The organism is Micromonospora sp. M71_S20, from assembly GCF_003664255.1.
Taxonomy (GTDB): Bacteria; Actinomycetota; Actinomycetes; order Mycobacteriales; family Micromonosporaceae; genus Micromonospora.
The window spans coordinates 576,497-599,872 of record NZ_RCCV01000003.1; the positions used below are offsets into that span (position 1 = coordinate 576,497).

A 23,376-nucleotide genomic window follows, 5' to 3' on the forward strand; every position below is an offset into this window, starting at 1 on the left:
GGCGTGTCCACCTTCGACGAGTACGCGGCACTGGCCCGGCAGCTCGCCGAGCAGCGGCGGGCCGGCGAGCGCGGTGCCGCCGCCGACGCCGACCGGCGCCGCAACCTGCACGCCGCTGCGGACTACCTCCAGCACCGGCTCACCGCCCAGGGGCAGCGCCTCGACCAGCTCGGCCAGGCCATCGGCATCCCGGCGTCCAGCGTGCCCACCGGCCCTGCACCCGCGCCGCCCGCCGCGTCGGTCGGCGACGGTGGTCGCGGTGGCGCCCCGTTCGCCGGCGCCGGACCGGGGGAGGGGGAGCCCGCCGGCGCAGCCGGCGCGCCGGGGCGGCCGGGTGTCGGGGCGTACTCCCAGGTCGGGGTGGGGGAGACAAGGCTGGCGCTGCCGACGGCGGTGAGCCCGGCGGCGGGCGGGGTGCCGGCCCCGCGCCCGGCGGAGGTCGACCCGACCGTCGAGCTGGAGCTGGCCCGGCGCTACGCCGACGAGTCCGACCGACACGGGCAGCAGACCGAGCTGCTCGCGCAGCGGCCGGCGCTGCTGCCGGACTGGTCGCCGGTGGCCCGGGCGGTCGCCGTCTACGCGGGCTGCGCGGCCGTGGGCGCGATCCTCATGGTGATCATGGTGCTCGCCTCCGGCGTCGGGCTGGTCGACGGCTTCACCCTCGGCGCGTGGATCTGCGCGGGGCTGCCGGCGCTCTCCTTCTTCGCGGGCTACCTGGTGCTCGGCCGCTGGGGGCGACCGGCCATGGTCGCCGGCACCCCACCCCGGTACGTGCACCTGGGCTTCCTGATCTGCTTCGCGGCCGTGCCGGTCGCCTACGTGGCGTTCCTGCTGCTGTTCCGCGTCCTGCGCTGACGCGCCACGCACTCACCGGCGTGCACGCACCGGTTCGGGCGCTGGCGTTCCTGACCGGTTGGGCGAAGCGCCACCGCTTCCCGCTGGCGTTCCGTCGGCTCCTCGCTGGTTGCCCGGTCGGCCCTGTCGAGCTGCCCCGTGCATGAGACCACCTTCCAGCCCGGACGCCCGACGAGCCCCGCAGCCACCGTCAGCACCGCCGACCACGGCAGCGGCGAGATGTGGCCGGTGGAACACCATGGTTGTCACCGTGGGCGAGAGACAACCATGGTGTTCCACCCGCGGCCCGTCAGGATCGAGTCAGCGGCGGAGGGCGCTGCCGCTCTTTCTGGTGATGGGCCAGATATCCGCGTGAGTCAGGTCAGCCGGCGTACGACTGGACGGAGGGCCGTGACCAGCAGGCTGGTGTCGGCGGTGGCGAGGTGCAGGCGGCACGCCTCGACGTTCATCTCCGAGTCCAGCTCGGACCAGTCGAGCAGGTATCCGGCTGCCGCGGCGAGTTGTCGCAGGAACGCGCGGATGGCGCGCCCGTTACCCTCGCGGAACGGGTGGCAGACGTTCAGTTCGCCGTAATAGTGGGCCAAGGCGTCGACAAACACCTCCTGACGTAGCCCGAGGAGATAGCCGTCCTCCACGAGACGGCTGAGGATCGCGCTCACCTGGTCGTCGATGAACCGCCAGTGGCAGAAGCGGGCACCCGGCTTGCTGATGTCGACAGTCCTGCTCTGGCCGGCCCACGGATATAGGTCCGCGAAGAGATGCCGGTGGAAGGTTTGCAGGTGCTGCAAGCCGTAGTTGCCCGGGATGATCAGCCGGGCTGCCTGGATCTCGCGGACCGATACCAACCGGAATTCGACCTCTCGGAGCTGGTCCGGGTCGGTGATGCCCAGCTTGTTTCGGAGACAGTCGCTGTCTGCCCAGCAGTAGGGGTCAGCGCTGCTCACTGCTGATCCGGGCGATTTCCTGGGCGATCAGATCATCGGCGCTGATGACGCCGGAGGCGACATCTCTGAGCCTGTCCTGCCAGTCCTCGTCGAACTCCGCTCCTTCGAGGGCGGCGTTGGCGGAGGCGAGGACCACGGCTGTCTCGACGCTCGCCACCTGTCGGGCGTAGTACGCCCTCATGAGGTCGACGTCGACCTGCTCGGTGGAGGGGGCGGACTCGGGCAACCCACCACGCGCGACACGCCACGGAAGCTCGTTGTGAGTCATCGTGGACAGCTCAGCGGCGGAGAATCGGCCGTACGCCTCGGACACCCAACGGACTGTGTCGACCTGGTCCGTTGCCAGGCGGGACGCGTCACCGAGTGGCCACTCAGTGACGGTGCGTTGCCCGCGATGATGGCGGTAGAGGTGCGGGACCACTGGGCCTTCACGCCATGCCTCGATCGGCTCCTGGAACAGCGGGTGGCCCGTCCGCGCCAGGTGCCATCCCTGGCAGTAGTAGACGAGCTTCTCCAACTTCATCGCCGTCATGGCCCCGAGGTCGCCCAGCACCGCCGCTGCGACGTCATGCGCCGTTGCCACCGATGGCACCCCCTCTCCAAGTTCTGCTTGAGAGCCTAACGAGTCAGGCCGACAGGGTGGGCCCGACGGTGCCGGACAGGCGATACCTGCCTGTGTGGGCACAGACCGACAGGCAGCCATATGCTGGCATGTTCCTCTGGCCTATGAGCGTGGAGAATGTGTGATCCGCGACAGGCGCGGCGGCTGGCGGGTTAGCGGGGGCGGACCGGCACCCAGTCGTGAAGCGCCTGTGCAGGTCCGCTGACTGGGCGTCGGGGTAATGCTGCGCGAACTGGTCAGCGGCGGCCTCCTCGCGCAGCGCCACGAGGTGCACCAGAAGCCCCGGCATGTCGCCCCGGTACCTCGCGAGGAGACGCAGCTTCGCCGGGGGACAGGGCCAGGCGATCCCGCAGGCCCGGCAGCGCCACGTCGGGCGGGACGGTACGTGGTCGCGGAGCGACGTGCTCACCGGCTGGTCCTCGCGTTCCGCCGGGCCGGAGCGCGGCGCGCGGCCGAGGGCGCCTGCGTGGGGCGCATCCCGTCGGGCCGCACGTACAACTCGCGGCGGTCGGTCGCCTGGCCGCGCGCGTCGAGCTGATACACCTCGACCCACGTCCAGCCGTGGTAGGTGATGAGGTCGGTCCGCTCGCGGATCACCCGTACCGTGATCGGCTTGGCGAACTGCGGCGACGCCTCGCGCGTCAGCAGGTACACGCCGGGGCTGACCCGGGTCGTCCCGTCCTCGCGGGTGCCGGCCGTCACGGCGGCGGGGCGCGTCGCCCAGCGCGACGCCGGCACGGCATTCGCGGGCCTCGGCACGGGCACGGACGCTCCTTCCGTCGGTGAGTTGGAATGGGGGTCGCTGCGGATGCTCGCCAGCAGCGACCCCCGTGACGTGCGCGCCCACAGGGTCGGGGGGACCGAATCCACCGGGCGCGCGCCGTCCTCCTTCCACCCTGGACGAACGCCCCCTAGGCTCGGAACAGTCACCGCCCGATCGCGGAACGTAGTGAGCGGTCCCGGGCTGACGGGGAACGGTGCGGAGAGTCGTGGAAGGGCGTGGAGGCCGTGGGAATCTCGCCGTCGGAGTACCTGCTTCGTGAGCTGAGGCGCCGCCGGGCGGCCGCCGGGTTGACCCAGGCGCAGCTCGGTGAGCTGGTCTTCTGCTCGGACTCCCAGGTGAGCGCGATCGAGACCGGGACGAAGCCGCCGACCCCGCCCTACCTGACCGCCGTCGACAAGGCGCTGGACACCGGCGGATACTTCGCGACGCTCTGGAACGAGCTGGTCAAGGGCGACGCCGCGCCGGTTTGGCTGCGCGAGTGGATACAGATCGAACGCGAGGCGACCGCCCTGCGCTGGTACGAGCACGCGTTCGTGCCGGGACTCCTCCAGACCGAGGCGTACGCCCGAGCGACCTTCCGGGCGGCGCGGACGCCGGTCGCCGAGTTGGACCAGCGGGTCGCCGCGCGGATGGAGCGGCAGGAGGTGCTCGCCCGCGAGCCGAGCCCCCAGCTCTTCGTGGTGCTCGACGAGATGGTGGTCCACCGGGCCTGCGGCGGCCCCGACGTGATGGCCGAGCAGCTCGAACACCTGCTGAGCTGCGCCGAACGGCCGCATATCCAGTTGCATGTCGTGCCGCTGTCCGCTGGCATCTACTCAGGGCTGGCCGGAGCGTTCATCCTGGCCGACCTGCCCGACGGCTCGCGTGCGGGCTGTGTGGACCATCAGTTGGAGGTGCAGACCACCGGGCAGCCTGACGCGATTGCTCGCGTGGGGCTGGCGTGGGACGCTGTCCGAGGCGAAGCCCTCCCGCTGAGGCAATCACTCGACGTGCTCAAGGAAGCGGCGAAGACATGGACAATCTGACCGGTGCGCGGTGGCGTAAATCGTCCCGCTCGTCGACGAACGGTGGAACCTGCGTCGAGGTGGCTGACAATCTGCCCGGCGTCGTCGGCGTACGGGATTCGAAGGACCCGGCCGGTCCCGCGCTGGTCTTCACCCCGGCCGCCTGGCGGGCCTTCGTCGCCGAAATCAGCGACCGCGCCTGACAACCCGGCTCGCCGTTGGACTGCCCACCCGGCGGGCAGCGATCAGGCGCGCTCGACGATGACGACCGGGATCTCCCGGTCGGTCTCCTGCTGGTAGCGGGCGTAGGTCGGGAAGACCTCGGTCATCGCCTGCCACAGCCGGGGCCGCTCCTCCGCGGTGGCGGTGCGCGCCGTGCCCCGGAACTTCTCGGCCCCGACCTGCACCTCCACCTGCGGGTCGGCGCACAGGTTGAGGTACCAGGCAGGGTGCCGCGCCGCCCCGCCGTTGGACGCCACCAGCAGGTAGCGGTCGCCGTCGCGGCCGTAGATGAGCGCGGTCCGCCGCAGCGTGCCGGAGCGACGCCCCCGGGTGGTGATCAGCAGGGCGTCGTAGCCGTGGTACTTCCCGCCGTCGGCGCCATCGGTCTCCACGTAGCGGCGCACGTGACTGGCCACCCACTCGACCGGGCTGTCCTCAATGGTCTCCCCCATCCGGCCAGCCTAGCGGCCTCCAGCGGTGACCGTCGGCCCGTCGGGCGACGCCGAAGCGGGGCAGGGGCACCGGTCACGAGCAGCAGCGCGAGCCCGCCGCCGGTGCCGGCGACCACGGTCAGCCCGTCCGGATGGCGTCGACGCGCAGCGTGGCGATGAGCAGCCCGGACGAGCACCAACCACCACGGCATCACCCGCAGCGGCTCCTCGCGGGCGGTGTGGGACGCACGGGTCACAGCATGCCACCGCGCCCGGCCCGACGCGGGGCACCGTCCCTCGTGGACGGCGGCCGCCTGGATTGCCGGTTTGTGCCCCCTGCGCGACAAGGGGTTACCGGGCCGTAACTTGTTATTGACGACGATGGATCACGGACATCATCATCGTCCCACGATCGATCGGACCCCCACCCGCCGTCCCCGGCCCCCCGGGTACCTCCCGCCGGAGGTGCAGCCATGCTGCTCCGAAAGATCGTCGTCACCGCCGTCGCCACCGCCGCGCTGCTCGTGCCGGCCACCGCCGCGACGGCCGCCCCCGACCGTCCCGCCGCCGCCCCGACCGCCGCCGCGACCACCACCACGGCCGCCACCGGCAATCCCGTCATCGTCGTCGGCGGCCTGATCGGCGTCTCCATCGCGTACGAGCCGATCGCCGCGCGGCTGCGCGCCGACGGTCACCGGGTCTTCGTCTACCAGCTGCCGGGTCTCGGCGTCGGCGACATCCGCGACTCCGCCCGCGCCTTCTCCGGATTCGTCGACCAGGTCCGCTCGGCCACCGGGGCGTCCCGGGTGGACGTCGTCGCCCACTCCGAGGGCGGCCTGGTCTCCCGCTGGTACGTCAAGTTCCTCGGCGGCGCGGACGCCGTCGGGCGCTACGTCAGCCTCGGCAGCCCGCAGCAGGGCACCTACGTGGCCAACATCCTGCGCGTCGTCGGGCTCGGCAGCTGCGCCGGGATCGTCGCCTGCCAGCAGATGTCCATCGGCTCGGACTTCCTCGCCGACCTCAACGCCGGCGACGACACCCCCGGTGCGCTGCGCTGGACCACCGTCCGCACCTCGCAGGACGAGCTGGTCCGCCCCGTCGACAACGCCACGCTGGCCGACGGCGCGACGAACGTGCTGATCCAGGCCGCGTGCCCGCTGCGCGCGGTCGGTCACCTCGGCCTCGTGCTGGACGGCACCGCGTACTCGATCGTGCGGCAGGCGCTGCGTGGCGAGGCGATCCGCCCCAACTGCCTCGCCCTGTAGCGGGCGGGGGCGGGCGGTCGTGCGCCGCCCGCCCCGCGCCGCGTCAGGCGGCCTTGGCGAGGGCCTCGTACTCGTCGTCGGTCAGCCGCACCTCGGCGGCGGCCACGTTCTCCTCCAGGTGCGCCACCGACGACGTGCCCGGGATCGGCAGCATCACCGGCGACCGGCGCAGCAGCCAGGCGAGGGCGAGCTGGGCGGGCGTGGCGCCGTGCCCGGTGCTGATCGCGTCCAGCGGGCCGCCCGGCCGGGCCAGGTTGCCGGTGGCGATCGGGAACCAGGGGATGAACGCGAGGTCGTTGCGCTCGCAGTGCTCCAGGACGGACTCCGCGCTGCGGTCCGCCAGGTTGTAGAGGTTCTGCACCGAGACGATCGGGGTGATGGCGCGGGCCGCCTCGATCTGCTCGACGGTCACCTCGGACAGGCCGATGTGCCGGATCTTGCCCTCCTGCTTGAGTAGCGCCAGCTCCCCGAGCTGGTCGGCGAGCGGCACCTGCGGGTCGATCCGGTGCAGCTGGTAGAGCCCGATGGCCTCCAGGCCGAGGTGCCGCAGGCTCAGCTCGCACTGCTGGCGCAGGTACTCCGGGCGCCCCACCGGACGCCAGTCGCCGGGACCGGAGCGGGTCAGACCGGCCTTGGTCGCGATGACCAGGTCGTCGGCGTACGGGTGCAGGGCCTCGCGGATCAGCAGCTCGCTGACGAAGGGGCCGTAGGAGTCGGCCGTGTCGATGAACGTCACGCCCAGCTCGTACGCCCGGCGCAGCACCCGCACGGCCTCGGCCGGGTCCTTCGGGTCGCCCCACACGCCGGGGCCGGTGAGCTGCATGGCCCCGTAGCCGAGCCGGTCGACCTGGAGGTCGCCCCCGATCCGGTACGTCCCGGAGGCCTTCGCGGGCTGCTTACCAGCGTCGTTCGCCATGCGTGGATTCCCCATCCTGTCTCTCTGCGTCTCCAGCGGCCAATCTAGCCACCACCGGTGGGGCTTTCCCGCCGATCGTCGCCCGCACCACCGCCGGGGCGGATCGAGACCGGGATCACCCGCCGTCGGGCCGTACGTGCACCGGGGCGGGCACGTGGTCGAGGTGGGTGTCCCGGAAGGGCCGGGTCAACGGGCACGGGTCGAGCCGCAGGGCTTCGAGGATGGCCCGGTGCTGGCACTCGGCGAACAGGCGGGGCTCGCCGTCGAGCGGGACCTCCCCGCGCAGCGCCGCGCCGAGGCCCACGGTGTCGACCGCGCCGACGCCCAGCGGGGCGAAGACGCTCGGGTCGTCCCCGCTCGGGCCGGGCGGCGGCGGGGCGTCGACCGGGTGGATCGTGCCGTCGAAGCCGGCGAGCACCTCGTTGTCGTCGTCCCAGTACTCCGTCACCCAGCCCCGGTCGGAGACGTAGCGGTGCGCCTCCCGGCCGCCGGCGTGCACGCTGGCCCGCATGACGCTGGAGTCGAAGACGTCGAAGGTGACGGCCGGCTCGCGCGTGAGCAGGGTGATCAGCTGCGCCAGGTCGTCGACCTCGGCGTAGCCGCCCTCCTCCTCGCGGGGGACGACCGCCCACCGGCGCTCGCCGACCTCCGTCACGTACGCCTCGGTGCCGACGTCGGTCAGCACCCTGCGGATCTCCGCCAGCCCGCCCACGGCCAGGATCGTCTGGTAACTCGTGCCCACGCCGGCAGCGTAGGGCGGGGGTGGGACAGCCTCCGGCCGTCGCGACCCGGGCGCCTCCACGGCGCCGCCGGGAAAACGGCGCGACCGGGCCGCAACCGGGCCGGGTCGCGGACGAAGTTGACCGGAGCGCCCGTGCCGGCGGCCCGCCCGTGCGACGCTGGGCCGTGCCGGCTCGGCGTCGACCGGCGGTCGCCGCGTGCGGCGTGACGCGGGAGGGAACGCCATGACGGGAGTGCCGCAGGTCGACTTCGCGCTCGACACGTACGAGTGCATCGTGCTGTATCCCGGCGCGGCCGGGCGGGCGCTGCCGGCGGAGACGGTGCAGCGGTTGCAGGCCGAGCACCTCGCGCACATGCAGGCCCTGCAACGGCGCGGGATCATCCTGGTCGCCGGCTCGGTGGACGGCCCGGCCCGCGAACCCGACCCGCCGATCGGCTTCGGCCTGGCCCGCACCGGCTCGGTGGACGACGTGCGCAGCGTGATGGAGGCCGACCCGGCCGTCCAGGCGGGGCTCTACCGGGTCGACGTGCTGACCTTCCTCTGCCCGGAGGGCTCGCTGGACTTCCCGCTGGTCAAGACGCAGAGCTGAGCCGCCCCGCCGACCAGGGCGACGACGCCCCGCGCGGAGGCGGTCGCCGTGCGGCCCGGGAACGACGCCGGCCACGTCGCAGCGGACCGGGCGGCCCCGCGCCACCCCGCCTCGGCGTCGGCCTGCGCGCCGGGCGGAGTCGGCCCGCGCGCCGTGCGGAGCGGCGGGGAGCACCCGGTTGTCCGTTCGCGCCGGGGGCGTACGATTCCGGCGCGCGGTCGCCGATGCCCGCCGCCTCAACGTTCCGGCGTGGGTTCCGCCCGCCGGCTGCGCGCGTGACGCGCGTCGTTGGACAATGTTCCGCAGTCCGCAAGGGGTCGGCCCACAGCCCGACCCGGAGGAGAGACTAGCCTGATGGGCGTGACACGCCGCGCGAAGATCGTCTGCACTCTTGGTCCTGCCACCTCGTCGCCGGAGCGCATCCGGGGCCTCGTCGAGGCCGGCATGAACGTGGCGAGACTCAATTTCAGCCACGGCAGCCACGAGGATCACGAGGCGGTGTACCGGCTGGTCCGCGAGGCCGCGGAAGCGGCCGGCCGGCCGGTGGCCGTGCTCGCCGACCTCCAGGGCCCGAAGATCCGGCTCGGCCGGTTCGCCGACGGCCCGCACGAGTGGCGCACCGGCGACTCGGTCGTCATCACCGGTGACGACGTCCTCGGCACCAAGGAGCGGGTCTCCTGCACCTACCGCAAGCTTCCGCAGGAGGTTAAGCCCGGCGACCGGCTGCTGATCGACGACGGCCGGGTCGCCGTCGAGGTCACCGACGTCACCGGCAACGACATCCGCTGCCTGGTCACCGAGGGCGGCCCGGTCTCCAACAACAAGGGCGTCTCGCTGCCGAACGTGGCGGTCAGCGTGCCGGCGATGTCCGAGAAGGACGCCGAGGACCTGCGCTTCGCCCTCGGCCTGGGCGTCGACCTGATCGCGCTCTCCTTCGTCCGCTCGGCGGACGACATCAAGCTGGTGCACGGCATCATGACCGAGGAGGGCGTGCACCGCCCCGTACTGGCCAAGGTGGAGAAGCCCGAGGCGGTCGACTGCCTGGAGCAGATCGTGCTGGCCTTCGACGGCGTCATGGTCGCCCGCGGCGACCTCGGCGTCGAGCTGCCGCTGGACCAGGTGCCGCTGGTGCAGAAGCGTGCCGTGCAGCTCTGCCGGGAGAACGCCAAGCCGGTCATCGTGGCCACCCAGATGCTCGACTCCATGATCGAGAACTCCCGGCCGACCCGCGCCGAGGCCTCCGACGTGGCCAACGCCGTGCTCGACGGCGCGGACGCGGTGATGCTCTCCGGCGAGACCAGCGTCGGCAAGTACCCGGTGCTCACCGTCAGCACCATGGCGAAGATCGTCACCACCACCGAGTCCGGCTCGATCGGCGTGCCGCGCCTGCAGCACGACCCCCGTACGCACGGTGGCGCGCTCACCGTTGCCGCCTCCTCGATCGCCCGGGCCATCGGCGCCAAGGCCCTGGTCGCCTTCTCGCAGACCGGCGACACCGTGCGGCGGCTGTCCCGGCTGCACTGCGACCTGCCGCTGCTCGCCTTCACCCCGGTGCCCGAGGTGCGCAACCAGCTCGCCCTCTCCTGGGGCGTGGAGACGTTCCTGATGCCGTTCGTCGAGCACACCGACGACATGTTCCGCCAGGTCGACCAGGCGCTGCTCGGCCTCGACCGGGCCAACCCCGGCGACTACGTGGTGATCGTCGCCGGCAGCCCGCCCGGCACCCCCGGCTCGACCAACACGCTGCGCGTACACCAGCTCGGGTCGCTGGTCGACGCGGCGTCGGCGCGGGCCTTGCAGTGAGCGACGCGGACGTCGCGGTCGGGCAGGCCGCGGTCGACCAGCTCCTGGAGGTGCTCGACCTGGAGCACACCGGCGGGATGACCTTCCGGGGGATGAGCCCCCCGGTCGGTCCCCAGCGGGTGTACGGCGGCCAGGTCGCCGGCCAGGCGCTGGTCGCCGCCGGACGCACCGTCGACCCGGCCCGCTTCGTGCACTCCCTGCACGGCTACTTCGTCCGCCCGGGCGACCCGGCCGAGCCGATCGTGTACGAGGTGGAGAACGTCCGCGACGGCCGCTCCTTCTCGGTGCGCCGCTCGGTGGCGCTCCAGCACGACAAGCCGATCTTCTTCATGTCGGCGTCGTTCCAGCGGACGGAGGAGGGCCTGGACCACCAGGCCCCCACCCCGCCCGACGTGCCGGGCCCGGACGAGGTCCCGACGATGACCGACCGGCTCGCCCGCTATCCGGAGCGGCTCGGCATCTGGTCGCAGATCCCGCGCCCGATCGACGTCCGCTACGTCGGCGAACCCGGCTGGGTACGCCCCGGCGACCGGCCCCCCGACCCCCACCAGCGGGTCTGGATGCGCATCGACGGCAGGCTGCCCGACGATCCGCTGCTGCACGCCTGCGCGCTGGCCTACGCCTCCGACCTGACGCTGCTGGACTCGGTGCTCTCGGTCCACGGCGAGGTCTGGGGCCCGGGCGGCGTCGTCGGTGCCAGCCTGGACCACGCGCTCTGGTTCCACCGGCCGTTCCGCGCCGACGACTGGTTCCTCTACGACTGTTGGAGCCCGTCGGCCTCCGGCGCCCGGGGGCTCGCCACCGGCCGCATGTTCACCACCGACGGGCGGCACATCGCCAGCGTCGTGCAGGAAGGGCTGCTGCGCCGCGTCGGCGACTGACCTCGGCGGTACATCGCCACCGGCCGATCGGCCGAGGGGTGATCGTCCGGGCGGGGCGGCCAGGCGACTAACCTTGCCGCATGCGCCTCTCCGCCCGGGTCGACTACGCCCTCCGCGCGGTCGCCGAGCTCGCCTCGGTGACCGGTGACGCCGGGCCCGGGCGAAGCCGGCCCGTGACCGCCGACCAGATCGCCCGCGCCCAGGAGATCCCGCCGAAGTTCCTGGAGAGCATCCTGCTGCAACTGCGCCGGGGCGGCATCGTGCAGGCCCAGCGCGGCCCGGAGGGCGGCTACTGGCTGGCCCGGCCGGCGGGGGAGATCTCGCTGGCCGAGGTGATCCGGGTGATCGACGGCCCGCTCGCGCACGTACGCGGGCAGCGGCCCGAGGAGCTCGGCTACCACGGGGCGGCCCGGGCCCTCCAGGAGGTGTGGATCGCCCTGCGGGCCAGCGAGCGCGAGATCCTGGAACTGGTCACCGTCGCCGACGTGGCCGGTGGCACTCTGCCGGGCCGGGTCGTCGAGCTGGCCGCCGACCCCCGCGCCTGGACCTGACCCGCCCCCGGTCCCGCAGCCCTCGTTCCCGGCTCCGACACGCGCTCGTCGCCGCCCCGCCCGGCGAGGGGGCGCATGACTTCGCTGATGCGTTCCTCCGACAGGTGCCGCCGCTGCCACGCCACCGGCTGGCGGCGGCCGGTCGGCGTCTGTCGTCTCACTGACCGGTTGAAGGCTTGACCGGGGCACGCCCCGTGCCGCATTGTCGACCAAGTCGATAGGAGATACCGAAAAGTCAGGGGGCGCTCGTGCGCAAGCTGCTGGTCCTCGCGCTGGTCGGGCTCGCCGCGCAACTCGTCGACGGCGCGCTCGGCATGGCGTACGGGCTGACCTCCTCCACGTTGCTGCTGCTCGTCGGGGTGGCGCCGGCCGCCGCGTCGGCGTCGGTGCACCTGGCCGAGATTGGCACCACGCTCGCCGCCGGGGTGGCGCACTGGCGGTTCGGCAACGTCGACTGGCGGGTGGTCGGCCGGATCGCCCTCCCCGGCGCCGTCGGCGCGTTCGCCGGGGCGACCTTCCTCAGCTCGATCTCCACCGAGTCGGCCGCCCCGTGGATGGCCGGCATCCTGTTCGCCCTCGGCGCGTACCTGCTGGTGCGCTTCTCCCGGCCGCTGCGGACCGATCGGCGCGGCGGCCGGCTGCGGGGCCGCTTCCTCGGCCCGCTCGGCCTGGTCGCCGGCTTCGTCGACGCCACCGGCGGCGGCGGATGGGGCCCGGTGGCCACGCCGGCCCTGCTGGTCAGCGGGCGGATGGAGCCGCGCAAGGTGATCGGCTCGGTGGACACGTCCGAGTTCGTGGTCGCCGGCGCCGCCAGCCTCGGCTTCCTGATCGGCCTCGGCTCCGAGGGCTTCCTGCTGCCCATGGTGGCCGCGCTGCTCGTCGGCGGCCTGATCGCCGCGCCGATCGCGGCCTGGCTGGTGCGCATCGTCCCCGCCCAACTGCTCGGCGCGGCGATCGGCGGCGTGATCGTGCTGACCAACGCCCGCACGCTGATGCGCTCGGCCGACCTCGGCGGCCCGGCCCGGCCCGCCGTCTACGTCCTGCTGGCCGTCGCCTGGGCCGCCGCCCTCGCACTGGCCGTCCGGGCGCTGCTGCGCACCCGCCGTCAGCGGGCCGTCGCCGCGGCCGCCCTCGCGGCCGGCACCCCGACCGACGCCGGATCGGCGGCGACCGACCTGCCCGCAGTCCCCGGCGCGGCCGAGCCGCTGCCGCGCTTCCCGGAACCCGCGGTCACGCCCCAGCCGGCGACCGCCGGCGCCCCCGACCGCCGCTGAACCGCCCACGGCGGAGATCTTGGTAGGAAAGTGCCCCCGGAGGGGCCGTTTCCGACCAAGATCTCCGGCGCCTGCACCGCTTGCGGCGACCGCATCGTGGACGGCGCGTCCTACGGCGGGTGGCGGCGTCCTGCCGGGCACCCGCTACTCGGCGGGACCGCCCGGTGGGTCGGGTCGTCAGCGGGGGAGGAGGGCGGTCGCGGCGTCGGCGAGGAGGGTCCACGCCTCGTCGACGTGGACCTCGGTGGTCTGCGGGGAGCCGACGGCCAGGCGCAGCGTGTAGCGGCCGTTGACCCGGGTGTGCGTCAGGTGCACCCGGCCGGTGGCGTTGACCCGGGCCAGCAGCTCCGCGTTGACCTCGTCGTCCGCCGCCAGCCGGAAGCACACCAGCGAGTACGGGTGCGCCCCCACCAGCGCGAACCGGTCGTCGGCGCGGACCCGGTCGGCGAACCGGGCGGCGAGCGCCACGCCGGAGCGGATGTGCGCGCGCAGCCCCTCGGCGCCGTACCAGCGCAGCACGAACCAGAGCTTCAACGCCCGGAACCGGCGGCCCAGCGGCACCTGCCAGTCCCGGTAGTCGATCACCGCGCCGGACTCGGTGGCGGCGTTGCGCAGGTACTCCGGCAGCACGCTCAGCGCCTCGATCAGCTCCGCCGTGTCGGCCACCCAGAACGCGTCGCAGTCGAAGCCGGTGAGCAGCCACTTGTGCGGGTCGAAGCAGTACGAGTCGGCATACTCCAGGCCGACGTGCCCGAACCGCAGCTCCGGGCAGACCGCCGCCGCCCCCGCGTACGCGGCGTCGACGTGCAGGAAGACGCCGTACTCGGCGCAGATCGCGCCGATCTCCGGCAGCGGGTCGATCGCGGTCGTGGAGGTGGTGCCGACGGTGGCCACCACGATCGCCGGGACGACGCCGGCCGCCACGTCCGCCTTGATGGCCGCGCGCAGCGCCGCCGGGGACATCGCCTGCGTCTCCGGGTCGACCTCGACCGGTCGTACTCCGTCGGCGCCCAGCCCGGCGATCCGCGCGGCCTTCTCGATGGACGAGTGGCCCTGGGTCGAGGCGTAGGCGCGGTAGCGGCGGTCGACGCCGACCTCGCGCCACCGGCCGCCGCCGGCGCGGTGCAGCGCGACCAGGGTCGCCACCAGCGTCGCCGAGGACGCCGAGTCCTGGATCACCCCGCCGCCCCCGGAGCCGGAGCGGAACCGCTTCGGCAGGTCCAGCAGGTCGGCGAGCCAGTCCAGCAGCACCGTCTCCAACTCGGTGCACGCCGGCCCGGTCGCCCAGAGCATCCCCTGCACGCCCAGCCCGGCGCTGACCAGGTCGCCCAGCACGCTGGGCCCGGAGGTGTTGGCCGGGAAGTAGCCGAAGAAGCCGGGGTGCTGCCAGTGCGTCAGACCCGGCGTGATCAGGGCGTCCAGGTCGGCCAGGACCGCCTCCACCGGCTCGCCGTGCTCCGGCGGGCCGGCCGGCAGCCGGGCGGCCACCGTCCCGGGCGGGTCCTGCGAGGTCACCGGGCGCCGCTCCAGCGTCGCCCAGTAGTCGGCGATCCAGTCCACCACGGCGTGCCCGGCGCGACGGAACTCGTCCGGGGTCATGTGCTCAGCCACGCCCTGAGTCGATCAAGAATCCGGGCCCGGGGCAAGGGAAGCGCCGGGCGTCCCGACGCGGAGGATGCCGGGGGAGGGAGGCCAGGGCGGGGGAGGAACGGATTGTCCTTAGAAAGCGCTTGCCCTAGCATCGCAGGTGCGCGGAGCCATCCCTCGACGCCGCCCCGCCCCGGGACACCCACGCCGCAGCGACGGCGCCGGGGTGCCGACACCGGAGCGGTGGCGTCGACACCGACGCCGGATTGCGGCGTCGGACCACCGCCGCCAGCGCGGCGTGTCCTCCCGCCGGCCCGGGCAGGCCGACGGCGACGGTTCCCGCGCGCCCGACCTCTCCGGAGGACACCCCATGCCCGTCACCCACCGCCGCGTCGCGCTGCTCGCCGCGGCCGCCGCGGCCGCACTCGTCGCCGGTACGCTCCCGACCCTCACCGCCGCGGCTGCCGCCGCCGGCTGCCGCGTCGAACACCGGATCACCAACCAGTGGCCCGGCGGCTTCGGCGCCGACGTCACCGTCACCAACCTGGGCGATCCGGTGAACGGCTGGACCCTCACCTGGTCGTACCCCGCCGGCCAGCGGGTCACCCAGGCGTGGAACGCCCTCGTCGACCAGTCCGGCGCCCAGGTGACCGCCCGCAACGTCGACCACAACGCGGTGATCGCCACCGGTGCCAGCACCACCTTCGGCTTCAACGGCTCGTGGGAGGGGAGCAACCCGCCACCGACCGGGTTCGCCCTCAACGGCACCGCCTGCACCGGCGCCGCGCCCACCGGTGGCCCGACCACGCCACCGCCGAGCAGTCCACCGCCCACGACCCCGCCGCCGACCAGCCCGCCGCCCACCACTCCGCCCCCGGCCGGGGCGGTGCAGATGGAGGACCTCGACCGGGGACTGGTCAGCGTCCGCTCCGGCACCGGCAACCTGGTCTCCTGGCGGCTGCTCGGCACCGAGACCGCCGGGGTGGCCTTCAACCTCTACCGCGGCGCGACCAGGGTCAACGGCAGCCCGATCACCGGAGCCACCAACTACCTCGACAGTGGCGCGGCAGCCGACGCGACCTACACCGTGCGCGCCGTGGTCGGCGGCGCCGAACAGGCCGCCTCCGCGGCCGCGCTCCAGTTCCCCGCCGGTCACCTCGACGTGCCGTTGCAGGTGCCGCCGGGCGCGAGCACGCCGAGCGGCGAAAGCTACACGTACTCGGCCAACGACGCCTCCGTCGGGGACCTCGACGGCGACGGCGACTACGAGTTCGTGGTCAAGTGGGAACCGTCCAACGCCAAGGACAACTCCCAGTCCGGCTACACCGGCAACGTGTACTTCGACGCGTACACCCTCGCCGGCACCCGGCTGTGGCGCGTCGACCTGGGCCGCAACATCCGCGCCGGGGCCCACTACACCCAGTTCCAGGTGTACGACTACGACGGCGACGGCCGCGCCGAGGTGGCCATGAAGACCGCCGACGGCACCCGCTCCGGCACCGGGCAGGTGATCGGCTCCGCCACCGCCGACCACCGCAACTCCAGCGGGTACGTCCTCGCCGGCCCCGAGTACCTGACCATGTTCGACGGCCGCACCGGCGCGGTCCTCTCCACCGTCAACTACGACCCGCCGCGGGGCACCGTCTCCTCCTGGGGCGACAACTACGGCAACCGGGTCGACCGCTTCCTCGCCGCCACCGCCTACCTCGACGGGCAGCGCCCCTCCCTGGTGATGGCCCGCGGCTACTACACCCGGGCGGTCGTGGCGGCCTGGGACTTCCGCGACGGCACCCTGCGCAAGCGGTGGACCTTCGACTCGAACGCGTCGGGCAACGGCGCCGCCTTCGGTCAGGGCAACCACAACCTCTCCGTCGCCGACGTCGACGCCGACGGGCGACAGGAGATCGTGTACGGATCGGCCACCATCGACGACGACGGCCGCCTGATTTACGCCACCGGGTTCGGCCACGGCGACGCCCTGCACGTCGGCGACCTCGTCCCCGGCCGGGCCGGCCTGGAGGTCTTCACGATCCACGAGTCCGGCAACCAGCCGGCGGCCGACCTGCACGACGCCCGCACCGGCCGGGTCGTCTGGCAGCGACCGAACAACGGGGGAGCCGAGGGCCCCGGCCGGGGCGTCGCCGCCGACATCCACGCCGGCAGCCCCGGCGCCGAGTTCTGGGGCGCCGGCACCCACATGGGCGACCTCTACAGCGCCACCGGAGCCGTCGTCGGGCGCAGGCCGTCCTCGGCGAACTTCCTCGTCTGGTGGGACGGCGACCCCGTCCGGGAACTGCTCGACGCCACCCGGATCGACAAGTACGGCACCGGCGGCGACACCCGCCTGCTGACCGCCAGCGGCGTGGCGGCGAACAACGGCACCAAGTCCAACCCGGCGCTCTCCGCCGACCTGTTCGGCGACTGGCGCGAGGAGGTCGTCTGGCGCACCAGCGACAGCCGGGCCCTGCGGATCTACAGCACGCCCACGCCCACCGGCAGCCGGATCCACACGCTCATGCACGACCCGCAGTACCGGGTCGCGGTCGCCTGGCAGAACACCGCCTACAACCAGCCCCCGCACCCGGGCTTCTTCATCGGCGACGGCATGGCCGCCCCGCCCACGCCCAACATCTACCTGCGCTGACAGTGAGGCCGGCGACGGCGCCTCGTGGCGCTCCGCCGGCCGGTCACGGGGGTGAAACAGGCACCGGGCCGCAGCCGCGGAATCCGCACAGCTCCGGCCCGGTGCCCCACACCGCGGCATCCCCGACCCGTCCCGACCGGGAATGCCGTACCACCACCGAGGACAAAACTAGGCGCGCCACGCGTCGCCCCGGTGACGCCGACGTGAAGATCGTGTTTCAGCCCTTCCGGCGCAGGCCACCGGCCACGTGCTCGGCGATCAGCTCGTAGGAGCGCACCCGGTCGGCCACGTCGTACACCAGCGTGGTCAGCATCAGCTCGTCCGCGCCGGTGCGCGCCAGCAGCTCGCCGAGCTGCCGCCGTACGGTCTCCGGGGAGCCCGTCGCCTGCCCGTCCCGGCGCTGGCGCACGAACTCGCGCTCGGCCTCCGTGTACGGGTACGCCGCCGCCTCGTCCGGCGTCGACAGGGGCTCGGGCCGCCCCGAGCGCAGCCGCAGGAACGACAGCGCCGCCGGCCCCGCCAGCCACTCCGCCCGCTCGTCGGTGTCCGCGCAGACCGCGTTGACGGCCACCATCGCGTACGGCTGCTCCAGCCACTTCGACGGCCGGAAGTGCTGCCGGTACAGCGCCAGCGCGGGCACCGTGTTCTGCGCGCTGAAGTGGTGCGCGAAGGAGAACGGCAGGCCCAGCAGCCCGGCCAGCTGGGCGCTGAACCCGCTGGAGCCGAGTAGCCAGACGGCCGGCTGCTCGCCGAGGCCGGGGGTGGCCGTGATCGGCCCCGGCCGCTCGCCGCTGAAGTAGTTCATCAGGTCCGCCAGCTCCCGGGGGAAGCCCTCCGCCGACAGTCCCTCCATCGTCCGGCGCAGCGCCAGCGCGGTCACCTGGTCGGTGCCGGGGGCGCGGCCGATGCCCAGGTCGATGCGGCCCGGGTGCAACGCCTCCAGCGTGCCGAACTGCTCGGCCACCACCAGCGGCGCGTGGTTGGGCAGCATCACCCCGCCCGAGCCCAGCCGGATCGTCGACGTGTGCGCCGCCAGGTGCGCGAGCAGCACCGCCGGCGCGGAACTCGCGATCGCCGGCATGTTGTGGTGCTCGGCCACCCAGAACCGGCGGTACCCGAGTTCCTCCGTGCGCCGGGCCAGCTCGGTGGTGTGCCGCAGCGCCGCGCCGGCGGTGGCGCCAGCCGCGACAGGGGCAAGATCGAGAACAGACAGCGGTACGTTGATCACACGCTTGGCCAACCCCGCCCACCTCGGCTTTGTTCCTCGCTGCGACCAGCCTCACGGCCCGCCGCGCCCCACGCCGGGGTCTCACCCCATGCCGCGCGCCTGCTCGAAGATCAGACTCGTCTGGGTGTGCAGCACCGCCGGGTCCACGGCCAGGTGGTCCAGCACGAAGTCCCGCAGCGCGTCCGCCGAGGCCGCCCGCACGTGCAGCACGTAGTCCTCCGCGCCCGCCACGTGGAACACCGCCACCACCCCCGGCAGCCGCACCGACCGGGCCCGGAACGCGTCCACCGCCGCCCGCTCGTGCGCGGTCAACCGGACCGACACCAGCGCCTGCAACGGCAGCCCCACGGCCGCCGGATCCACCTCCGCGTGGAACCCGCGGATCGCCCCGCGCTCGCGCAGGGCACGGGTGCGGGTCAGGCACGTCGACGGGGCCACCCCGACCCGTTCGGCGAGGGCGTTGTTCGGCAGCCGGCCGTCGGCGGCCAGCTCCGACAGGATCGCCCGGTCGGTGTCATCCAGGTCGGCGAACCGCCGCACATCATTCGTCGCAAGGGGCATGCAGGCATCATCCATCGAACCAGCCCGTGCTTCCAAGGGCAATTACCGAATCATGTTCGGAACTATTGCCGCCGGTTGGCGCTATGTTCGATCCTTCCGGCATGACGACCGTGGACACCAGAGCCGTGCACGCCGGCCGCGACGACCTCGCCGCCCTCGGCGTCCACGTGCCGCCGATCGACTTCTCCACCACCAACCCGCTGCCGTCGGTCGACGCCGGCGGCGACGCGTACGAGGCCCTCGCCACCGGAGGCACCCTCCCCGCCGGGGGCAGCGCCGTCTACCAGCGCCTGTGGAACCCCACCGTGGCCCGCTTCGAGACCGCCCTCGCCGACCTCGAGGGCACCACCGACTCCGTCGCCTTCGCCAGCGGCATGGCCGCCCTCACCGCCACCCTGCTCGCCGCCACCCGGGACGGGAAGCGGCACCTCGTCGCCGTCCGCCCCCTCTACGGCGGCACCGACCACGTGCTCGCCACCGGCCTGCTCGGCACCACCGTCACCTGGGCCCGCGCGGACGAGGTCGCCGCCGCCGTACGCCCCGACACCGCCCTGGTGATCGCCGAGACCCCGGCCAACCCCACCCTCGACCTGGTCGACATCGCCGCCCTCGCCCGCGCCGCCGGCGACGTGCCGCTGCTCGTCGACAACACCGTCGCCACCCCCGTACTCCAGCAACCCACCCGGCACGGCGCCACGCTCGTGCTGCACAGCGCCACCAAGAGCATCGGCGGGCACGGCGACGTCCTCGCCGGCGTGGTCGCCTGCGACGCCGACTGGGCCGCCCGGCTGCGCCAGGTCCGCGCGCTCACCGGCGCGATCCTGCACCCCCTCGGCGCGTACCTGCTGCACCGCGGCCTGCAGACCCTGCCGGTGCGGGTGCGCGCCCAGCAGGCCGGCGCCGAGAAGCTCGCCGCCTGGCTCGCCGCCCACCCCGCCGTCGCGCGCGTGCACCACCCGTCGCTGCACGACCCCGCCGGGCTCGTCGGACGGCAGATGAGCGGCCCCGGCAGCCTCCTCGCCTTCGAGGTACGCGGCGGCGCGCCCGCCGCGGCCGCCGTCGCGAACGCCTGCCGGCTGATCACCCACGCGGTGTCGCTGGGCGGCGTCGACACCCTCATCCAGCACCCGGCCTCGCTGACCCACCGGCCCGTCGAGGGGGAGGCCAAGCCGTGCGGGGGCCTGCTCCGCATCTCGGTGGGCCTGGAGGACGCGGAGGACCTGCGCGCCGACCTGGCCCGGGCCCTCGCCGAACTCGGCTGACCCGGGTCGACGTCGTCGGCCCTCCGCCGCCGCGAGCCGCCCCGCCGCGACGACGTGCCGCACGGGTGGCTCGCCGGCCCCTCCGCAAGCCGCGGCGCGGCGATGACGTGCCGCACGGGTGGAACGCCATGGTTGCCAAAGAGGTCGTGTGACACCCGTGAGGTTCCACTCGTGGCCCGACCGGCCGGCGCGGCGGCGCTTGTCCGGGCGGGGCACATCAGGGCGGTGGCGCGGGGCGGGGTCGGCGGCGCGGCGCGGGCGGTGATCCATGGTGGTGGCGGGTCGGGAGTCACGGGTCTGACGGGTCAGGACTTCGGGCCGACGTGGCGGTCGAGGGCGGCGACCGCCTCCCGTCGCGCCACGGAGAGGGAGTTGCGGCGGTTCATGCGCCAGGCGATGCCGAGCAGGTCCAACGCCCACTGGCAGAGGCCCATGATGTCGGCCGACTCGTTGGCGAACAGGTAGCGCGGGTAGACGTAGTTCCTGCCGCGCACCGTCACCCTGTTGCTCACCCGGCAGCCGTCGGAGTGGAACAGGCCACGCAGAAAGTCGCCGGGGTGCGCGGCGACGATCTCCCTCTGCCAGTCGGTGAGGACGATCGGCCGCTCATGCTTCTTGCCAGGCCCGTGCTGCGGGAACAGGCACGGCCAGTGCTTGCCCGTGCTCTGCACCGCCGCGCAGCCCTGCTTCTGGATCCGCTGGACCTTGTTCGCGAGCACCGCCTTCATCGCGGCATCGCAGGCATCGATCAGATCAGGCCACGCATCGGCGCAGTAGATGCGCAGGACGGGAACACGGTCGGTCGTGACCAGATGGCCGTCCCCGAGGTAGAGACCGAGCAGGTAGGAGTAGGCCGCGGGATCAGTCGGATTGCCGACCTTTGGGGAACAGCGGAAACAGCGTCCGGCGGTGCCGACCACGACCGGCTCGGGCCGATCGACGCACCAGTGCCAGACGGTGGTGTAGGGCAGGGACAGAGCGCGGGCAACCGACCGGATGTTGTTGCCCCGGGCGCGGAGGGCGCGGGCTCGGGCCCGCATGTCGGGTGGGTGCACCCGCGCATCATCGAACAGGTGTATGACAGGAGTGCCGGGAGCGGGATTCGAACCCGCAAGCCCTTTCGGGCAGAAGTGTTTGAGACTTCCGTGTATGCCGTTCCACCATCCCGGCGAGTGCGGCTTACTGTACCCGACTACGCTCGTGCGGGAGCATGGGTGGTAGCCGTGCCGGGAACGATTGTGGGAGTGGCTCGTGGCCGAGACGCAGACGGACGTCGAGCGCAGGCGCGTTCTGATCGCCGAGGACGAGGCGCTCATCCGGCTGGACCTCGCCGAGATGCTCGTCGAGGAGGGGTACGAGGTCGTCGGTGAGGCCGGTGACGGGGAGACCGCCGTCCGGCTCGCCGAGGAGCTCAAGCCGGACCTGGTCATCCTCGACATCAAGATGCCGATCATGGACGGGCTGGCCGCCGCCGAGCGGATCGCGGGCGCCCGGATCGCCCCGGTGATCATCCTGACCGCGTTCAGCCAGCGTGACCTGGTGGAGCGGGCGCGGGCGGCCGGCGCGATGGCGTACCTCGTGAAGCCCTTCCAGAAGAGCGACCTGGTGCCGGCGGTGGAGATCGCGCTGTCGCGCTACTCGGAGATCGCCGCCCTGGAGGCGGAGGTCGCGGGGCTGACCGACCGGCTGGAGATCCGCAAGACGGTCGAGCGCGCCAAGGGTGCGCTGATGACGACGTACGGGATGACCGAGCCGCAGGCGTTCAAGTGGATCCAGCGCACGGCGATGGACCACCGGATGACCATGAAGGAGGTCGCCGAGCGGATCCTCGCCGAGACCGCCGGCGGCGAGGTCGCCCAGCCCGCCTCCTGACGCGCCGCCGGGACGACGCGACACGCCGGAGAGCGCTCGGGGGACTCCTCGCGGGCCCCGTTGATCGATAACATCTGATCCATGCGGACCCGGCGGCTGGTGGCGGTGCTCGGTCTCCTCGCGGTGCTGCCGGCCGGCTGCGGCCGGGCCCCCGCGGAGCCCGTCGACGAGCCGCTGCGCCCGCGGTGGCAGCCGCTGACCCTGCCGGCGCCGCCGGGCGCCCCCGGTCGGCCGCTGCTGCGCGACGCCGTGGCCTGCGCCGGCACGTGGTACGTGGTCGGCGGGCTGGCCGACGCGGCGGGGGAGACCCGACCGGCGGCCTGGCGCAGCGCCGACGGCGTGTCGTGGGCGGCGGTGCCGGTGTCGCCGTCGAGCCACTACGGCCGCCAGCACGTGCTCTACGCGGCCGCGTGCCGCGACGGCCGGCTGGCGGCGCTCGGCGCGAAGAGCGGCGGCGCGCACGGCAACCCGCGCACGGGCACCTGGTCGCAGTCGCCGGACGGGCGGCTGCGGGAGGCGCCGGCGCCCTTCGAGCTGTACGCCGGCCCGCGCGCGGTGAGCGTGGCGCGGCTCGCGGCGGGGCCGGCCGGTTGGCTGATCGCGGGGGCGCGGGTCGACGGGGCGGCGGTCTGGGCGTCGCCGGACGGCGAGCGGTTCACGATCCGGGAGGGCGTGGCGGAGCTCGCCGGTGACGGCCGGGGCCGGACGGTCGCGTACGACGCGGTGGCCGTGCCGTCGGGTTGGTGGGTGGTGGGCGCGGTGCTGCCGCCCGGCGCGACGGCGCTGGCGCCCCTGGCCTGGAGTTCGACCGACGGTCGGGCCTGGCGGCGGGTGGCGCTGCCGGTGCCGGACGGGCGCGGCCAGGCGCAGCGGGTGGCGTCGGTCGACGGTGCGGTGGTGGTCCTCGGCCCGGTGCGCGACGGCTTCGCCGCCTGGCGGCTGACGGGCGACGAATGGCGGCGGGCCGGCGGGTTCGGCGCGGCCGGTCCGGGGGTGTCCTCGGTCGACGCCCTGGTGTCGGCTGGGCGTGAGCTGGTCGCGGTGACGGGGGACGGCGGTGGTCACGGACTGTGGCTATCCGCCGATGCGGGGGATTCGTGGCGACCGATGGCCATGCCGGCCCCGGTGCCCGACGGTGGGAACGCGGCCGTGGCGGTCGCGTCGCAGGGTGATCGACTGGTGTTGGTGTCCGACGACGGGGAGGCGTCCCGTGCCTGGTCAGTCGGGTTGCCGACCATCGATCGGTAGGGGGTGGCCGAGGTCCGACCCGTTACCGACGAAACGAAGGTGAGGGGCTTTCGCGGCCGACGGTTCTTACAGCGATCGTTTCGAATCCGCC

23 protein-coding genes and 1 tRNA gene are annotated in these 23,376 nt (G+C 73.6%); 13 read left to right on the plus strand and 11 right to left on the minus strand.

The genetic code is table 11. The features are described 5' to 3' along the window. The first annotated feature begins 3 nt into the window (after positions 1 to 3). Positions 4 to 855, plus strand: a complete 852-nt coding sequence (locus tag DER29_RS27840) for a hypothetical protein (protein ID WP_121400606.1) — start codon at positions 4 to 6, stop codon at positions 853 to 855. Between the two features lie 356 nt (positions 856 to 1,211). Here the strand turns inward: DER29_RS27840 and DER29_RS27845 are convergent, their stop codons facing one another. From DER29_RS27845 to DER29_RS27860, 3 genes are all read right to left on the minus strand, one after another. Next, positions 1,212 to 1,799, minus strand: coding sequence for a Fic family protein (locus DER29_RS27845; RefSeq protein WP_121400607.1), 588 nt, complete (start codon positions 1,797 to 1,799; stop codon positions 1,212 to 1,214). Continuing rightward, the gene (locus DER29_RS27850) at positions 1,786 to 2,382 is read right to left on the minus strand and encodes a Panacea domain-containing protein (RefSeq protein WP_158619088.1); all 597 of its coding nucleotides are present in this window, start codon (positions 2,380 to 2,382) and stop codon (positions 1,786 to 1,788) included. The genes DER29_RS27845 and DER29_RS27850 overlap by 14 nt, the downstream gene beginning before the upstream one ends. 444 nt (positions 2,383 to 2,826) lie before the next feature. Further along, on the minus strand, positions 2,827 to 3,186 hold the full coding sequence (locus DER29_RS27860; protein ID WP_233600182.1) for a hypothetical protein: 360 nt from the start codon (positions 3,184 to 3,186) through the stop codon (positions 2,827 to 2,829). Between the two features lie 234 nt (positions 3,187 to 3,420). Between DER29_RS27860 and DER29_RS27865 the strand changes: the two genes are divergently transcribed. Next, a complete protein-coding gene (locus DER29_RS27865) occupies positions 3,421 to 4,230 on the plus strand; it encodes a helix-turn-helix transcriptional regulator (protein ID WP_121400609.1) in 810 nt (269 codons plus the stop codon). Continuing rightward, complete coding sequence (locus DER29_RS27870; protein WP_121400610.1) at positions 4,218 to 4,412, plus strand: DUF397 domain-containing protein; 195 nt, start codon at positions 4,218 to 4,220, stop codon at positions 4,410 to 4,412. The genes DER29_RS27865 and DER29_RS27870 overlap by 13 nt, the downstream gene beginning before the upstream one ends. A 42-nt stretch (positions 4,413 to 4,454) precedes the next feature. Here DER29_RS27870 and DER29_RS27875 read toward each other — a convergent pair whose 3' ends face one another. Beyond that, positions 4,455 to 4,883, minus strand: coding sequence for a nitroreductase family deazaflavin-dependent oxidoreductase (locus DER29_RS27875; RefSeq protein ID WP_121400611.1), 429 nt, complete (start codon positions 4,881 to 4,883; stop codon positions 4,455 to 4,457). Positions 4,884 to 5,335: 452 nt separating this feature from the next. On the opposite strand from DER29_RS27875, the gene DER29_RS27880 reads away from it, so the two are divergent. Further along, positions 5,336 to 6,127: an alpha/beta fold hydrolase gene (locus tag DER29_RS27880; protein WP_121400612.1), complete on the plus strand. Its 792-nt coding sequence runs from the start codon at positions 5,336 to 5,338 to the stop codon at positions 6,125 to 6,127. 43 nt (positions 6,128 to 6,170) lie between these two features. On the opposite strand, the gene DER29_RS27885 is transcribed toward DER29_RS27880, so the two are convergent. Continuing rightward, on the minus strand, positions 6,171 to 7,043 hold the full coding sequence (locus tag DER29_RS27885) for an aldo/keto reductase (protein ID WP_121400613.1): 873 nt from the start codon (positions 7,041 to 7,043) through the stop codon (positions 6,171 to 6,173). A 115-nt stretch (positions 7,044 to 7,158) separates the two neighbouring features. Further along, positions 7,159 to 7,785, minus strand: a complete 627-nt coding sequence (locus tag DER29_RS27890; RefSeq protein WP_121400614.1) for a hypothetical protein — start codon at positions 7,783 to 7,785, stop codon at positions 7,159 to 7,161. A gap of 223 nt (positions 7,786 to 8,008) precedes the next feature. Here DER29_RS27890 and DER29_RS27895 point away from each other — a divergent pair, with 223 nt between their 5' ends. From DER29_RS27895 to DER29_RS27915, 5 genes are all read left to right on the plus strand, one after another. After that, positions 8,009 to 8,374 carry a YciI family protein gene (locus DER29_RS27895; RefSeq protein WP_121400615.1) on the plus strand — a complete coding sequence of 122 codons (366 nt, stop codon included), beginning with the start codon at positions 8,009 to 8,011 and terminating at the stop codon, positions 8,372 to 8,374. A gap of 354 nt (positions 8,375 to 8,728) precedes the next feature. Beyond that, positions 8,729 to 10,177: a pyruvate kinase gene (gene pyk / locus DER29_RS27900; RefSeq protein WP_121400616.1), complete on the plus strand. Its 1,449-nt coding sequence runs from the start codon at positions 8,729 to 8,731 to the stop codon at positions 10,175 to 10,177. Beyond that, a complete protein-coding gene (locus DER29_RS27905; RefSeq protein ID WP_121400617.1) occupies positions 10,174 to 11,058 on the plus strand; it encodes an acyl-CoA thioesterase II in 885 nt (294 codons plus the stop codon). The genes pyk and DER29_RS27905 overlap by 4 nt, the downstream gene beginning before the upstream one ends. Positions 11,059 to 11,138: 80 nt before the next feature. Beyond that, positions 11,139 to 11,609: an Rrf2 family transcriptional regulator gene (locus tag DER29_RS27910; protein WP_121400618.1), complete on the plus strand. Its 471-nt coding sequence runs from the start codon at positions 11,139 to 11,141 to the stop codon at positions 11,607 to 11,609. Between the two features lie 248 nt (positions 11,610 to 11,857). Further along, complete coding sequence (locus tag DER29_RS27915) at positions 11,858 to 12,883, plus strand: sulfite exporter TauE/SafE family protein (protein WP_121400619.1); 1,026 nt, start codon at positions 11,858 to 11,860, stop codon at positions 12,881 to 12,883. Positions 12,884 to 13,060: 177 nt separating this feature from the next. On the opposite strand, the gene DER29_RS27920 is transcribed toward DER29_RS27915, so the two are convergent. Further along, on the minus strand, positions 13,061 to 14,494 hold the full coding sequence (locus DER29_RS27920) for a pyridoxal-dependent decarboxylase (RefSeq protein WP_233600183.1): 1,434 nt from the start codon (positions 14,492 to 14,494) through the stop codon (positions 13,061 to 13,063). 346 nt (positions 14,495 to 14,840) lie between these two features. On the opposite strand from DER29_RS27920, the gene DER29_RS27925 reads away from it, so the two are divergent. Beyond that, entirely contained in the window at positions 14,841 to 17,114 is a 2,274-nt protein-coding gene (locus DER29_RS27925) for a cellulose binding domain-containing protein (RefSeq protein WP_121400621.1), read from the plus strand. Between the two features lie 217 nt (positions 17,115 to 17,331). On the opposite strand, the gene DER29_RS27930 is transcribed toward DER29_RS27925, so the two are convergent. Together DER29_RS27930 and DER29_RS27935 are read right to left on the minus strand one after the other, a co-directional pair. Beyond that, positions 17,332 to 18,342 (minus strand): LLM class flavin-dependent oxidoreductase, encoded by a 1,011-nt coding sequence (locus DER29_RS27930; protein ID WP_370040778.1) that lies wholly within the window; start codon positions 18,340 to 18,342, stop codon positions 17,332 to 17,334. 81 nt (positions 18,343 to 18,423) lie between these two features. Beyond that, positions 18,424 to 18,903, minus strand: a complete 480-nt coding sequence (locus tag DER29_RS27935) for an Lrp/AsnC family transcriptional regulator (protein ID WP_088999305.1) — start codon at positions 18,901 to 18,903, stop codon at positions 18,424 to 18,426. Positions 18,904 to 18,986: 83 nt separating this feature from the next. On the opposite strand from DER29_RS27935, the gene DER29_RS27940 reads away from it, so the two are divergent. Then, positions 18,987 to 20,165 (plus strand): PLP-dependent aspartate aminotransferase family protein, encoded by a 1,179-nt coding sequence (locus DER29_RS27940; RefSeq protein ID WP_121400623.1) that lies wholly within the window; start codon positions 18,987 to 18,989, stop codon positions 20,163 to 20,165. A gap of 305 nt (positions 20,166 to 20,470) precedes the next feature. On the opposite strand, the gene DER29_RS27945 is transcribed toward DER29_RS27940, so the two are convergent. Together DER29_RS27945 and DER29_RS27950 are read right to left on the minus strand one after the other, a co-directional pair. After that, positions 20,471 to 21,085, minus strand: coding sequence for a transcriptional regulator (locus DER29_RS27945; RefSeq protein WP_233600184.1), 615 nt, complete (start codon positions 21,083 to 21,085; stop codon positions 20,471 to 20,473). A gap of 167 nt (positions 21,086 to 21,252) precedes the next feature. Then, a tRNA-Leu gene (locus tag DER29_RS27950) sits at positions 21,253 to 21,335 on the minus strand. 81 nt (positions 21,336 to 21,416) lie between these two features. Here DER29_RS27950 and DER29_RS27955 point away from each other — a divergent pair. Together DER29_RS27955 and DER29_RS27960 are read left to right on the plus strand one after the other, a co-directional pair. Continuing rightward, positions 21,417 to 22,037, plus strand: a complete 621-nt coding sequence (locus tag DER29_RS27955; protein WP_089003337.1) for an ANTAR domain-containing response regulator — start codon at positions 21,417 to 21,419, stop codon at positions 22,035 to 22,037. An 81-nt stretch (positions 22,038 to 22,118) separates the two neighbouring features. After that, on the plus strand, positions 22,119 to 23,285 hold the full coding sequence (locus tag DER29_RS27960; protein WP_121400625.1) for a hypothetical protein: 1,167 nt from the start codon (positions 22,119 to 22,121) through the stop codon (positions 23,283 to 23,285). Positions 23,286 to 23,376: the final 91 nt, after the last annotated feature.